The organism is Aeromonas sp. PS2Canimalfood6 (genome assembly GCF_048276795.1).
Taxonomy (GTDB): Bacteria; Pseudomonadota; Gammaproteobacteria; order Enterobacterales; family Aeromonadaceae; genus Aeromonas; species Aeromonas caviae.
Window position 1 is genome coordinate 1 of record NZ_JBLUXC010000076.1, and the last position, 14104, is coordinate 14104.

Genomic DNA, 14104 nt, shown 5'->3' on the forward strand with positions numbered 1-14104 from the left:
AGGATAGGCATCAACTCAGTCCTTTGGGTGTGGCTTGTTTTGTTTAGCGACTAATCAGATCGCACAAACTGGACTGAGTTCCCTTCCTCCGGTGATCTACTATTCGGAACAGCTATTTAGGCCCAAAGGCCCTTTTTTGCAGCGATCACCGTCAGACAGATACTGTCACAACCTCCCCGTCAACGGGCGACGACGCCGCCAGATGCCAGCAATCCCGCCCCTGGTGCTTGCTCTCGTACAGGCAGGCATCCGCCCGCTCGAGCAGCGTCAGGGCATCATCCGGATAGCGCGCGCCGCCGGCGCTCAGGGTGATGGCGTCGGCGAACTCCCGCCATTTCAGGGCTTTCACCCGACCGAGCAGGTGGGTCAGGCGGCATTCCACCTCCGCCTGCTCCCAGGGCAGCAAGGCCGCAAATTCATCGCCCCCGATGCGGTAGACCTGCTCATCCCCCAGGGTTCTCGCCATGATGGTGGCCACCCGAAACAGCACCGCATCCCCCACACCGTGTCCCCAGCTGTCGTTGACGCGCTTGAAGTTGTCCACATCGAACAGCACCAGCCAGTAGGGCCTCCCCGCCTGCTCCAGCCCGGCCCGCTGCTGATCGAAGGCTCGCCGGTTCAGGATGCCGGTGAGAGGGTCGTGGAGCAGGGCATCCTGCCCTTGCAGCAGGCTGTTTCGCACCTGTTCTATCTCCCCCAGGCTGCCGTGCACGAACCAGGTTCGCTGACGCCGCTGGATCTCCTTTCGCGCCTCATCCTGGATGAGGCCGCTTAGCGAGCCCTGCACCAGCGCCTGCTCCTGGCGAAAGATCCGCACCAGAAACCACAGGCTGCACAGCCAGATGCAGAGCAATGCCAGGGCGGGCAGCACCACCATCAACAGGGTGTCTTGCAGGTTTTCATGAAAATGGGAGGGGGGGAGATAGACGTTGAGATCCCACTCCATCCCCTCCAGAGCGTGTTGCAGGTGGCGACCTGCCCAGAACCCGTCCAGGCCGGCCGCCTGCGTCTCCCGCTCGAGACGGGGCGGCAACAGCGACAAATTGTGCCCCACCACCAGCTTGCCGCCCTTGCGCTCGGTGATGTAGAGGGCCACCGGATCCTCACCCACCGCCCGGTGCAACGCCCCCTGCAAGGCGCTGAACGACATGTCCACCATCAGCAGTCCAAGCAGTTGCCCCTCATGATCCTTGACCCGCTTGATGAGGGTCAGTACCTGCCGAGCCGAATCGAACTCCGGGTAGGGACCGAACCAGACGAGATCATCGCCCTCGCCGGACAGGGTCTGATACCAGGGCCGCGCCTGTGCCCGGTAGCCCTCCGGTTGCTGCCAGTCGGGATAGCCGTCGAGCCGATGGGTGCGCGCGTTGTAGAAATAGAGGAAGTGGGCGTCGTACTTGAACTGATGGGCAATGGCCCAGATGGGATTGATGGCCGATGCCCCGGCAGCGATGGCCTGCTTGTCCAGGGACGCCTCCAGCACGCCAAGCTGGCGGCGGTTGTCCTGCGCCATGTCCTGGAACAGGGTGGCGTCGAGGGCGGCCAGCATGTGACCGTAACCCGCCACCGTCTTGTCGATGCTGCTCAGGTAGCTGGCTGCCGCCAGCAACAGGGTGGCGATCAGCACCAGCCCTCCCAGGAGAAACGACAGCGGAGTCAGTATGTAATAGCGTTCCTTGATCAGCGCCGCCGTCATGTCACTCTCTATAAAATGTCATATTGGATGAATTTTATAGATTAAAAATCTGCAAAAGATATTGATTGAAGTCATTAACATCCACTGCTAATGATAAAAAAGATATCAAGGTGTCTCGCGGCCATATTCACATCCGTCATGTGAATATCCATAAAAAGTAGAAACAGTCATTACTCCTCGTTGACGGTTTATTGCCCGCAAGGTGTTATAGTCGATGACTCTAGAAATCGGAGCCAGATGACCTTTGTCGGCAACGCTGGCGGTGATGATTCATCAACCAAGGAGATGTTATGAGCAGTCCGTTTATCGAACAGATCAAAGCACGTCGTACCATCTATGCCCTGGGCAACCGGGTGACCCACTCCGAGACCCAGCTGACCGCCCTCATCAAGGATGCCGTCAAGCACAGCCCCTCTTCGTTCAACTCCCAGAGTTCCCGCGCCGTCATCCTGTTCGGCGAGCAGCACCACAAGCTGTGGGACATCGTCAAGGCGGAGCTCAAGAAGATAGTGCCGCCGGAGGCCTATCCCCAGAGTGAAGCCAAGATCAACGGCAGCTTCCGCGCCGGGGCTGGCACCGTGCTCTTCTTCGAAGACACCGCCGTCATCGAGGATCTTCAGCAGAAATTCGCTCTCTATGCCGACAACTTCCCCATCTGGTCCGAACATGCCACCGGGATCGCCCAGTTCGCGGTCTGGACCACCCTGGCCCAGGAGGGCATCGGCGCCTCCCTGCAACACTACAACCCGCTCATCGACGATGCGGTGCGCAAGGAGTGGGACCTGCCCGCCAGCTGGCTGCTTCGTGCCCAGATGCCTTTTGGCAGCATAGAGCAACCTGCCGGCGACAAGACCTTCATCGACGACGACGTGCGTTTCCGGGTCTTCAAGTAAGCCTTCACGCCCCCTCCACCAGGGGGCGTTTTCTTCTCTCCCCCTCGTTCACCCTTGTCACGTGCCAGCCATACTCTGAACAAACGCTCTCTTGTCAGGAGGTCCCCATGGGGGACATCGCACGCCAACGTACCTCATGCACATTGACGCCCTTGTCCGCTCTGTTGTGTGTCGCCGCCCTGGTACTGCTGTTCTCGCTGATCGGCATCTTCACCCGCCCCCCCAACCTGCTGGCGGCCTTCTGGCCTGCCAATGCGGTCCTGCTCGGCTGCATGGTGCGCTATCCACGCCTGGCCACCCCGGCGGGCTGGGCCGGCGGCATACTGGGCTTTTTTCTCGCCGCCCTCTTCACCGGCGAGCCCCTGTTCAAAACCATCCTGCTGACCTGCGGCAACCTGGCCGGCATCGGCGTCGGGTATCTGCTGATGCATCGGCTCGCGCCTGCCGACAAGCTCCTCAGGCGCCCCACCTCCCTCGTGCTCCTGCTGCGAAACACCCTGGCCGCCTCCCTCGCCGCCGGCGTGGTCGGCGCCATCATCAATCCCATCCTGTCTCTGGGCCCCCCGCTCTACGGGCTGGGCTTCTGGTTTGCCAGCGAGCTGGTGAACTACATGACCATACTGCCGGTGCTCCTGACACTGCCTCCCCATGACAGCGTGCCCCCCTGGCGCACCCTCCTTTACCGCACCGAGTTCTCCTGGGCCAGATTGATGCCGCTGCTGAGCCTGGTGGCCTCCCTGCTGCTCACCCTGCTCGTCGAGGGGCCGGGATCCATCGCCTTCCCGGTACCGGCGCTGCTTTGGTGCGCCGTCACCTACTCCGTCTTCGCCACCAGCCTGCTGACCCTGAGTTACAGCACCCTGATCCTGATCGCCCTCTCAAACGGCCACCTCGTCATCAATCACGATGTCCAGACCCAGTACTGGATGTTCTCCGTCCGGATAGGGGTCATGCTGATCGCTCTCACCCCCCTGACCGCCGCCAGCATCATGGCGGCCCGCAACAGCCTGCTGCGGGAGATGAGACACCTGGCCCACCACGATCACCTGACCGGTGCGCTGAACCGGGCCGGCTTCTGGTCGGCCGCCAACGAACTGCTCCAGCACCTCACGGTGCAGCGCTACCCTGTGGCGGTCTGCATGCTGAACATCGATCATTTCAAACGCATCAATGATCGTCACGGTCACGAAGAGGGTGACAACCAGTTGAGCAGCTTCGCGGCCCGGGTGCGCGACCAGCTTCGACCGGGAGATCTCTTTTGTCGCCTGGGGGGAGAGGAGTTCGTGGCCATCTGGCCCGGCCTCAGCGAGGAGCAGGCCATGGCAGTTGCCGAGCGGCTGCGAAAAATCGTCGCGCAGCCAGGGGAAGAAACTGGAGCAGAGCCCGCCGTCTGCATCACAGTCAGCATCGGTATCGCCTCCCAGAAAGAGGGCCCCTTCAATCTGGACGAGCTGCTCTCTCGCGCCGATCAGGCGCTCTATCTGGCCAAGCACAATGGCCGCAACCGGGTGGAACGCTATTCGGCTGAGCAGGCTTCCCCCAGCATCGGGCAATCTTGCGGCGCCTGAATGGCGTGCCCCTTGTCGTCATCATCCTGCCTCTGCCGGCAGCGGGGCGGGCAGATGAAGATGGAGCCCGTCCGGTGCCACCTCGATCTCGATCCCGCGCCAGTCCCGCAGCCAGCCCTTGAGCCTGTCGTCATACCGCCTTGTTCCCCCCATCTGCACCACCTGGCAACCCGCCTGCAGGGCGCTGGCGATGCCCGCTGGTGCATCCTCGAACACCAGGCAATCGGCCGGAGCCAGTCCCAACCGGCTGGCAGCCAGCAAATAAGGCTCGGGATCCGGCTTGCCCCGTACCACATCACCGGCACACACCAGGAGTCGGGGCAGCGGCAATCCGGCGTGCAGCAGCCGGTGCTCTGCCACCCTCCGGCTTGCGGAAGTCACCAGAGCCCAGCGCGTCGACGGCAGCTGTTCGAGCCGTCGCCGGGCACCGTCCAGGGGTATCGGCGCCGCAGCGTATTCCATCTCCAGATCGTCGAGCAGGGCCACCTCCACTGCCATGTCCAGCTGGGGAGCCAGGGCCCCTATCACCTCCCGTGAGCGCACGCCGTGACACATGGCGAGCACGGGAGCGGGATCCAGCCCATGGTGCTGACACCAGCGCCGCCACACGACTTCCACGTCGCCGGTGGAGTGGACCAGGGTCCCGTCCATGTCCAGCAGCAGGGCCGCAGCCTTCACGCGCACCGCGCTCACAGGGCTCTCCCCGCCAGCGCATCGGCGAAGACCTGCCGCTGGGCAGCGGCCTCGTAACAGGCGAGCGCCTGCTCCGCATTGCTGGCCCACACCGGCAAGGGGGCGACGACGAACCCCTGCTGCAACAGGCTGGTCAGCAGCTCCCCGGTCTCCGGTGCGGCCAGCGGCTGAGCCATCACCAGGCTCCCCTTGATCAAAAACAGATAGCGTTCGCTCGACATGACATGACTCCTTGTGGCTGAACAGCGGGCAAGCAGGCCCGTTTCGAGACCATTAGAACAAGGAGACTAGATAACTTATAATCAATAAATCGCCACATTGGATAACCAAATGGAATGAGATTCGACCTGAGACAATTGCAGGCCTTCGTCATGCTGGCCGAGAGTGCCAACTACCGGGAAGCGGCCAGCCGGCTTTTTGTGACGCAACCGGCCCTGACCAAGCAGATCCAGGGGCTGGAGCAGGCCCTCGGCAGCACCCTGTTCAACCGGGGCCGCCACGGGGCCGAGCTGACCGCCATCGGCCTCCAGTTGCTGCCCCAGGCCAGGGCTCTGGTGGATCACGGCAAGGGATTCGAGCAGCATGCCCTGGCGCTGGCAAGCGGTGCCGCCGGACGCCTCAACATCGGGTTCGGGCTCTCCAGCTTTGCACTGGCCCCCTCCCTGGTGGCCCGTTTCAAACAGCAGGCCCCCGACGTGCTGGTCCACCTGCGGGACACCACCTCCGCCATCCAGCAGGAGCACTTGCTGGCGGGTCGGCTGCAACTGGGCTTCATGCGACGGCCTGATGCGCCGCAGCTGAGGGAACACAGGTTGCTGACGGACAGGCTGGTGCTGGCCGTCCCCACCCGGGTGGCAGGGCCGGACTTCGACCTGGAGCGGGCGCTGATCCGCGATCCCTTGCTGCAGATGGTGGGCCATCGCTGTCCGGGTCTCAGCCAGCAGATCGCCCGCTTCCTCGGTGCCAACCGGCTGACCGGTCTCATCCAGGAGGCGGAAGACATCCAGACCCTGGTCGCCCTGGTGGCCGCCGGTATCGGCAACGCCATCCTGCCGCGCAGCGTAGGGTTCATCGCGGGCAAGGAGGTGACCCTCTACCCTCTCTCCGGCCCCTGGTCGGAATGGGAAATCAGCCTGGTGTGGAACCCGGAATTTGCCGATCCCATTCGGGATCGCTTCCTCGCCATGGTGAGAGAAACGCACCCCGAGCCCGCATGAGATGCATGAGATGCATGAGATGCATGAGATGCATGAGATGCATGAGATGCATGAGATGCCTGCAGGAGAGGATGGCCGGGCTCAGTCCCGTTCCGCCAGCTCCGCGACCTTGATGATCTCGGCAATGCGACCGAGCATGCGCAGGGAAGCCTGATGTTCTGCGGCATCCGCCGCCGCGCAGGCATCTTCCAGGATGGTGATGGCGTAGTCCCGATCGTGACCATCTCGCACCGCCCCCTGAATGGCCCAGCTGGTGCTCACGCCGCACACATAGAGATGCTCGATGCGATTGGCCCGTAGCGCCGGCTCCAGCGCCGTGCCGTAGAAGGGGCTGACCCTGGGTTTGGTCAGCACCAGATCCCCGGGTTGCACATCGAGCTCCGGGTGAAAGTCGGTGCCGCTGTCCGCCAGGGAGAGGGCCCCGAACTGCCGGGCACGGCCAAACATGGGGGAACCCCTGGGATGCAGCAGATAGCCCTCGTCAAACCCCACCTTGATGAGCACCACCAGCCAGCCGTGAGCGCGGGCATGAGCCAGCGCCTGATTGGCGTGCGCAATGGCGTCCTGCTCGATCACCTGGGCCGCCGAGGCGGCGATGCGCCCGTCCGGGTGGGCGATGTCGTTGATGAAATCGATCACCAGCAATGCCTTGTTCATGGTGTGCTCCCCCCTTGCCTGAGGCCGTTTTGCCCCTGGGCCGCCAGGATCACTCCTCGCGGCCATATAAAAAACCGGCTGGCACCATCACACGGATTGATATGCCACCCGATTGGCACCTGGCAGTGCCACGCACTGCCTCATACCAGCCCAAGCGCATAGCGTAGCGCCATCTCCTTGAGGGGGCCCGCCTTGTCCGCCAGATTCAGCGCCAGGTTGCGGGCAAGCCTGAGGGGGCCTATCTCGTTGCTGAAGACCCCGTAGAAGAGATCCATCCCCGACTGCATCAGCAGGTTGTCAGGGCGGCGTCGCCCCTCGTAACGCCCGGCCAGCGCCAGCTCATGCCACAGTGCCCCCGCCTTGCCGAGCAACCCGGCCCAGCAGGCCACGTCCTTGAAACCGAGGTTGACCCCCTGCCCCGCCAGCGGGTTGATGGTGTGGGCCGCATCCCCGAGCAGCACCACTCGCCCGGCGTGATAGTCGTTGGCGTGGCGGCGCACCAAGGGGAAGCTCCCCTTGGCCGTCACGGTGAAACCGCCAAGGCGGCTGGGGAAGTGGCGGCGCACCTCGACGGCCAGGGCCTCGTTGCTCATGGCGGCCAGCGCCCGGATGCGGGCCGGGCTGTCATACCAGACCAGGGAGCCATGGCGGCCCGGCAGCGGCAGGAAGGCGCGCGGGCCGCTCGGGGTGAACTGCTGCCAGGTGATGTCTTCCTGGGCAAAATCGGTGTCGATGTTGATCAGCATGCAGTGCTGGCGGTACTCGAAACGCGACACCCCGATGCCGGCCAGTCGCCGGGTGTGGGATTCGGCACCATCGCAGGCCAGCACCCAGCGCGCCTGCAGCTCGGTGCCGTCATCCAGGGTCAGCACGGCGTCATCCGCACTCTGGCGCAGACTCGTCACCGCCGCCGGGGTATGGGTCTGGATGGTCGGGAAATCCTCCATCCTTTTCAGCAGGGCGAGCTGGATCAGCCGGTTCTCGATGATGTAGCCGAGCTGGGGCAGCCCGAGATCCACCGCGTCGAAGCGGGTAGCGAAGCCGTCCAGCTCCCAGGTCTCCAGCCGGCGATAGGGGCACAGCCGCATCTGCTGCAGATATTGCCAGGCACCGGCCCGGGTCAGCAGCGCCACCGAGGCCTGACTGATGGCGGAAACCCGCAGATCCAGCGGCTGCTCGGGGGCATAGGGCTCGGGCAACCGGGTCTCGATGACCCGTACCGAGAGCCCCTCTGCCGCCAGCAGGCAGGCGGTGGCGGCGCCCACCATGCCGGCGCCGACGATGGCGATATCACACTGTTCCATAACTTGATTCCTGCAAGGAGTCCCCGCGATAAGGGGCAAGGGCCGAACCGAATGGGGCATGATAACGCAAGGAGGCGGCAGAAACAGTGAGAGGGATGCGCAATTGCCGACGACAAGCCGGCCCTGATGGCGGCGGGCGGCCCCAGACTGGTCAGCACCGGGATTGCGGAGTAAAATGGCCGGTCCTTTGACCCTGCCGATTTCAAAACCAGTCACGAGAAGCAATGAGCAAGAAACTTCATATCAAGACCTGGGGCTGCCAGATGAACGAGTACGACTCGTCCAAGATGGCGGACCTGCTGGATGCCAGCAATGGCTACACGCTTACCGAGGAGCCGGAAGAGGCAGATGTGCTGCTGCTCAACACCTGTTCCATCCGCGAGAAGGCCCAGGAGAAAGTGTTCCACCAGCTCGGTCGCTGGAAGAAGCTCAAGGCGAAAAAACCGGGGCTGGTGATCGGGGTGGGCGGCTGCGTCGCCTCCCAGGAAGGGGAGAACCTGCGCAGCCGGGCGCCCTATGTGGACATCGTCTTCGGACCCCAGACCCTGCACCGCCTGCCGACCATGATCAAGCAGGTGCAGGAGGGGCGCGGTGCCCAGGTGGACATCGCCTTCCCCGAAATCGAGAAGTTCGACAACCTGCCCGAACCCCGTGCCGAGGGGGCGACCGCCTTCGTTTCCATCATGGAAGGCTGCTCCAAGTACTGCTCCTTCTGCGTGGTGCCCTACACCCGTGGCGAGGAGGTGAGCCGACCGCTGGATGACGTGCTCTATGAAATCGCCCAGCTCGCCCAGCAAGGGGTGCGCGAAGTGAACCTGCTCGGCCAGAACGTCAACGCCTACCGGGGGCCGACCTTCGACGGGGAGGTCTGCACCTTCGCCGAGCTGCTGCGCCTGGTGGCTGCCATCGACGGCATCGACCGCATTCGCTACACCACCAGCCACCCGGTCGAGTTCACCGACGACATCATCGAGGTCTATCGTGATACCCCCGAGGTGGTCAGCTTCCTGCACTTGCCCATCCAGAGCGGCTCGGATCGCATCCTGACCATGATGAAGCGCCCGCACACCGTGCTGGAGTACAAGTCCAAGATCCGCCGCCTGCGCGCCGTGCGTCCCGACATCACCATGAGCTCCGACTTCATCGTCGGCTTCCCGAACGAGACGGACGAAGACTTCGAGGCCACCATGAAACTCATCGAGGAGATCAACTTCGACATGAGCTTCAGCTTCATCTACAGCCCGCGCCCCGGCACCCCGGCCGCGGACCTGCCGGACGACGTCGACATGGAAGTGAAGAAGGCCCGCCTGACCCGACTGCAAAACCGCATCAATCACCAGTCCATGCTCATCGGCCGCGCCATGCTGGGCTCGGTGCAGCGCATCCTGGTGGAGGGGCCCTCCAAGATGGATCCCATGCAGCTCAGTGGCCGTACCGAGAACAACCGGGTGGTCAACTTCGAGGGGCCGCACCGCCTCATCGGCGGCTTCGCCGACGTGGAGATCACCGACGTACGCCCCTACTCCCTGCGCGGCCGCTTCATCCGCGGCGAGGACGAAATGAACCTGCGCATCGCCACGGCCCCGAGCGAGATCCTCGCCCGTCGTCCTGACAACGTACCCGATGATCTGGGCGTTGCGGCCTTCAGACCCCATTGATGACTCTCTCCCCCGCCCAGTGGCGGGGGAACAACCGATAAGAGGACACCTTGAGCCGACACATCTCCACCCTGAATCTGCATCTGGAACCCGCCGACAACCAGCGCCTCGCCAGCCTGTGCGGACCCTTTGACGACAACCTCAAGCAGCTGGAGCGCCGTCTCGGCATCGAGATAAGCTACCGGGACAACCACTTCCAAGTGATCGGCAAGCAGGCCCAGGTGGAGGCGGCTGCCGTCATCCTCAAGCACCTCTATGTGGAAACCCAACCCCTCAAGGGGAGCAAGGTGAGCGACATCACCCCCGAGATGGTGCACCTGGCGGTGCAGGAGTCCCGCGTGCTGGAGCAGGACGACGAACCCGCCCCTTCCCTGCCGTATGGCAAGGAGGTCACAGTCAAGACCAAGCGCGGTCTCATCAAGCCCCGCAGCCCGAACCAGGCCCAGTACATCGCCAATATCGTGCGCCACGACATCAGCTTCGGCATCGGGCCCGCCGGGACCGGCAAGACCTATCTCGCCGTGGCCGCCGCCGTGGATGCCCTGGAGCGCCAGGAGATCCGCCGCATCCTGCTGACCCGCCCGGCGGTGGAAGCCGGTGAGAAGCTCGGCTTCCTGCCCGGCGATCTTTCCCAGAAGGTGGACCCCTACCTGCGCCCCCTCTACGACGCCCTGTTCGAGATGCTGGGCTTCGAACGGGTGGAGAAGCTGATGGAGCGCAACGTCATCGAGGTGGCGCCGCTCGCCTACATGCGAGGCAGAACCTTGAATGACGCCTTTATCATCCTGGACGAGGCCCAGAACACCACCACGGAACAGATGAAGATGTTCCTGACCCGCATCGGCTTCAACTCCAAGGCGGTGGTGACCGGCGACATCACCCAGGTGGACTTGCCTCGCAGCACCAAATCCGGTCTGCGCCACGCCCTGGAGGTGTTGCAGGGGGTCGATGGCCTCTCCTTCAACTTCTTCGAGTCCAAGGACGTGGTGCGCCATCCCGTGGTGGCCCGCATCGTGCAGGCCTACGAGGCATTCGATGCCCAGCAGGCGGCCGAGAAGAGCGCAGCCACTCCCCGCAACGAGAACACCAGCAAAGAGAGTGCCCAATGAGCGTGACCCTGGATCTGCAACTGGCCTGCGCCAGCCCGGACGGCCTGCCGACCGAGGCCCAGCTGCAAGGCTGGCTCGATGGCACCATTCTGGGCTTCCAGCCCGAGGCCGAGGTGACGGTGCGTCTGGTGGACGAGGCGGAGAGCCGCGAGCTCAACCACACCTATCGCGGCAAGGACAAGCCCACCAACGTGCTCTCCTTCCCCTTCGAAGCGCCACCGGGTCTCGAGCTGCCCCTGCTCGGGGATCTGGTGATCTGCCGCCAGGTGGTCGAGGCCGAAGCCGTCGAACAGGGCAAGCCCCTGATGGCCCACTGGGCTCACATGGTTGTGCATGGCAGTCTGCATCTGCTAGGTTATGACCATATCGAGGACGAGGAAGCCGAAGAGATGGAGCAGCTCGAGCGCGACATCATGCAGGAACTGGGCTTCGCCGATCCTTATCTGAACGACGAAGAGTAACGAACCGGATGGTGATCGTCTTGAAACAGCCGATGCCCATCCTCATATAGCCACAACGATTTCAAGTGTGTTCATACGAGTAACCAAGAGAGAAAATGACCGACGATCACCCTAGTACCGGCTCGCCGAAGAAAACCTGGCTCGACAAACTCAGCCAACTCTTCCAGGGCGAGCCAAAAGACCGCAACGATCTGGTAGAGGTCATCGCCGATGCCGAAGAGCGGGACCTCATCGATCAGGACACCAAGGACATGATCGAGGGCGTGCTCGAGATTGCCGAGCTGCGCGTGCGTGACATCATGATCCCCCGCTCCCAGATGGTGACCATCGAGAAGTCCCAGCCGGTGGACGAGTTCCTGCCGGTCATCATCGAATCCGGCCACTCCCGCTTCCCGGTGATCAACGAAGACAAGGATCACGTGGAGGGCATCTTGCTCGCCAAGGATCTATTGCCGTTCGGTTTTGGCGGCCAGCATGCCAGCGAGCCGCTCCAGCTGGAGAAGATCCTGCGTCCCACGGTGATCGTGCCTGAGAGCAAGCGGGTCGATCGCCTGCTCAAGGAGTTCCGGGAAGAGCGCTACCACATGGCCATCGTGGTGGACGAATTTGGCGGTGTCTCTGGCCTCGTGACCATCGAGGACATTCTGGAGCTCATCGTCGGCGAGATTGACGACGAGTTCGACGACATCGAGGACGAGCCGGAAGAGATCCGCCGCATCAGCAAGCGGGTCTTCTCGGTGAGCGCGCTGACCGAGATCGAGGACTTCAACGACTTCTTCGGCACCCAGTTCAGCGATGAAGAGGTGGACACCGTCGGCGGTCTGGTGATGCACGCCTTCAGCCACCTGCCCAAGAAGGGTGAAGAGATCGAACTCGACGGCTACCTGTTCAAGGTGATGCACGCCGATCGCCGTCGCCTGCAACAGTTGCAGGTGAAGATCCCCGAGCATCATGCGGCGGCGCAGCCGGAGTCCTGATCCCGCCCAGCCCCACGCACATCCCGCGCCCCTCTCGTCAGGGGCGCTTTTTTTGCCTCTCTCCCGCCGCGCGACCGCCCCTGGGCCCACGCCGACCGCGAGGCTCGCCGTTGACCCGGTTTGCGGTTAAGATGTCGGCCATTGTGTTTTCATTCAGTCCAATTCGAGCCCCGATCCCCCGTGAAATCGAAACTCCTGACCAGCCTGTTTGCCATTGCCAGCGGCGCCATCGCCGTGCTGGCCTTCTCCCCTTTCGGCTACTGGCCCCTGGTGATCCCCTCCCTGCTCGGCCTTTACGCCCTGCTGGACAAGGCCACCCCCAAACAGGCAGCCTGGCGCGGCTTCGGCTACGCCATGGGTCTGTTCCTGCCCGGGCAGTGGTGGATCCACGTCAGCATGACGGAGTTTGGCGGCATTCCGCTGCCGGCCGCCTTCGTGCTGCTGGCCGGGCTCTGCGCCTATCTCTCCCTCTACCCGACCCTGGCCTGCTGGCTCTTCGCCCGCTTCTTTGCCGGCCGCCACTGGAGCCGCTGGCTGCTCGCCTTCCCGGCGCTCTGGCTGATGGCCGACTGGCTGCGGGGCTGGGTGATGACAGGCTATCCCTGGCTCTGGTTCGGCTACACCCAGATAGACGGCCCCCTCAAGGGCTTCGCTCCCCTTCTCGGGGTGCAAGGCATCACCCTCGCCTTGTTGCTCACCGCCTCCGCCCTCTGGCTGGTATGGCAACACCGCAAGCCGGCCTGGCTGCTGCTCCCCGTCGCTCTGGTGGGCGCCGCCCAGGGGCTGATGCAGCTCAACTGGGTGACCCGGGGTGAGCCAGTCAAGGTCGCGCTGGTGCAGGGCAACATCGAGCAGTCCCTCAAGTGGGATCCGGAGGCCCTGGTGCCGACGGTGCGCAAGTATCAGGATCTCAGCCGCGAGAACCAGGATGCCGACATCATCGTCTGGCCGGAGTCCGCCATCCCGGCCATCGAGAAGGAGATGGGTACCTATCTGGAGAGCCTGGACAAGGCGATGAAGGTGAACGACACCGGCCTGCTGGCGGGGATCATCCATTACGATCTGAAACAGCAGCGCTTCTTCAATACCGTGCTCGGCATGGGGGTGCAGGATGCTGAGGGCAAGGAGTCCTACTACTACGAGCACAAGAACCGCTACTACAAGTACCACCTGCTGCCCATCGGCGAGTTCGTACCCTTCGAAGATCTGCTGCGTCCCATCGCCCCCTTCTTCAACCTCCCCATGTCCTCCTTCAGCCGGGGTGACGAGGTGCAGCCGAACCTGATCGCCAAGGGGCTCAAGTTTGCAGCCGCCATCTGTTACGAGATCATCTTCCCGGACGAGGTGCGCCGCAACGTACAGCCGGATACCGACTTTCTGCTGACCGTCTCCAACGACGCCTGGTTCGGTACCAGCATCGGCCCCTGGCAGCACATGGAGATCGCCCGCATGCGCGCCCTCGAGCTGGCCCGCCCGCTGCTGCGCGACACCAACACCGGCATCACCATCGTCACCGAGATAGACGGCAGCATCATCGCCCAGATCCCGCAGTTCGAGGCTGGAGTATTGCGTGCCGAGGTACGCCCCGCCCACGGCCAGACCCCCTATCTGCGTTTTGGCAGCTGGCCAATGTATGGCCTGGCCGCCGCCCTGCTGGGGCTGGCCCTGTGGCTGCGCCCACGTGCCCACCCCTGGGCGCGCAAGGGCTAAGACCACACAACGCCAATAAACAAAAGAGGCGCCCTTGGGCGCTAATGCCGATCAGTTAAGGATCCATTGACCGATCCTCAGGCTGTGTAAGAATCCGAAACTCCTTGTTGGGTTTCGGATTTTTTTATGCGTATCGACCAAGCTCTCGACTTCATTCACGC

13 protein-coding genes are annotated in these 14104 nt (G+C 63.3%); 8 read left to right on the forward strand and 5 right to left on the reverse strand.

The window, feature by feature from the left end:
- Positions 1-151: 151 nt before the first annotated feature.
- Positions 152-1696 (reverse strand): sensor domain-containing diguanylate cyclase, encoded by a 1545-nt coding sequence (locus tag ACNPAA_RS19240; RefSeq protein WP_244812906.1) that lies wholly within the window; start codon positions 1694-1696, stop codon positions 152-154.
- Positions 1697-1986: 290 nt separating this feature from the next.
- On the opposite strand from ACNPAA_RS19240, the gene ACNPAA_RS19245 reads away from it, so the two are divergent.
- Together ACNPAA_RS19245 and ACNPAA_RS19250 are read left to right on the forward strand one after the other, a co-directional pair.
- Positions 1987-2589, forward strand: coding sequence for a nitroreductase family protein (locus ACNPAA_RS19245; RefSeq protein WP_201887857.1), 603 nt, complete (start codon positions 1987-1989; stop codon positions 2587-2589).
- A 107-nt stretch (positions 2590-2696) separates the two neighbouring features.
- Positions 2697-4157, forward strand: a complete 1461-nt coding sequence (locus tag ACNPAA_RS19250; protein ID WP_244812907.1) for a GGDEF domain-containing protein — start codon at positions 2697-2699, stop codon at positions 4155-4157.
- 21 nt (positions 4158-4178) lie between these two features.
- Here ACNPAA_RS19250 and ACNPAA_RS19255 read toward each other — a convergent pair whose 3' ends face one another.
- Entirely contained in the window at positions 4179-4850 is a 672-nt protein-coding gene (locus tag ACNPAA_RS19255; RefSeq protein WP_128296495.1) for an HAD-IA family hydrolase, read from the reverse strand.
- Complete coding sequence (locus ACNPAA_RS19260; RefSeq protein WP_010673776.1) at positions 4847-5071, reverse strand: hypothetical protein; 225 nt, start codon at positions 5069-5071, stop codon at positions 4847-4849. The genes ACNPAA_RS19255 and ACNPAA_RS19260 overlap by 4 nt, the downstream gene beginning before the upstream one ends.
- A gap of 114 nt (positions 5072-5185) precedes the next feature.
- Here ACNPAA_RS19260 and ACNPAA_RS19265 point away from each other — a divergent pair, with 114 nt between their 5' ends.
- The gene (locus ACNPAA_RS19265; protein WP_128313182.1) at positions 5186-6067 is read left to right on the forward strand and encodes a LysR family transcriptional regulator; all 882 of its coding nucleotides are present in this window, start codon (positions 5186-5188) and stop codon (positions 6065-6067) included.
- An 81-nt stretch (positions 6068-6148) separates the two neighbouring features.
- Here ACNPAA_RS19265 and ACNPAA_RS19270 read toward each other — a convergent pair whose 3' ends face one another.
- Both ACNPAA_RS19270 and ACNPAA_RS19275 read right to left on the reverse strand, forming a co-directional pair.
- Positions 6149-6724, reverse strand: a complete 576-nt coding sequence (locus ACNPAA_RS19270) for a cysteine hydrolase family protein (protein ID WP_128313183.1) — start codon at positions 6722-6724, stop codon at positions 6149-6151.
- A 140-nt stretch (positions 6725-6864) separates the two neighbouring features.
- Positions 6865-8028: an FAD-dependent monooxygenase gene (locus ACNPAA_RS19275; RefSeq protein ID WP_128313184.1), complete on the reverse strand. Its 1164-nt coding sequence runs from the start codon at positions 8026-8028 to the stop codon at positions 6865-6867.
- Positions 8029-8252: 224 nt separating this feature from the next.
- Here ACNPAA_RS19275 and miaB point away from each other — a divergent pair, with 224 nt between their 5' ends.
- The 5 genes from miaB to lnt all read left to right on the forward strand — a co-directional run bounded on the left by miaB (position 8253) and on the right by lnt (position 13943).
- A complete protein-coding gene (gene miaB / locus ACNPAA_RS19280; protein WP_010673772.1) occupies positions 8253-9686 on the forward strand; it encodes a tRNA (N6-isopentenyl adenosine(37)-C2)-methylthiotransferase MiaB in 1434 nt (477 codons plus the stop codon).
- A gap of 50 nt (positions 9687-9736) precedes the next feature.
- Positions 9737-10795, forward strand: coding sequence for a PhoH family protein (locus tag ACNPAA_RS19285; protein WP_010673771.1), 1059 nt, complete (start codon positions 9737-9739; stop codon positions 10793-10795).
- Positions 10792-11256 carry an rRNA maturation RNase YbeY gene (ybeY, locus tag ACNPAA_RS19290; protein WP_039041101.1) on the forward strand — a complete coding sequence of 155 codons (465 nt, stop codon included), beginning with the start codon at positions 10792-10794 and terminating at the stop codon, positions 11254-11256. The genes ACNPAA_RS19285 and ybeY overlap by 4 nt, the downstream gene beginning before the upstream one ends.
- Positions 11257-11351: 95 nt before the next feature.
- Positions 11352-12233, forward strand: coding sequence for a CNNM family magnesium/cobalt transport protein CorC (gene corC, locus ACNPAA_RS19295; protein ID WP_010673769.1), 882 nt, complete (start codon positions 11352-11354; stop codon positions 12231-12233).
- A gap of 180 nt (positions 12234-12413) precedes the next feature.
- Positions 12414-13943: an apolipoprotein N-acyltransferase gene (gene lnt / locus ACNPAA_RS19300; protein ID WP_042014505.1), complete on the forward strand. Its 1530-nt coding sequence runs from the start codon at positions 12414-12416 to the stop codon at positions 13941-13943.
- Positions 13944-14104 lie beyond the last annotated feature (161 nt).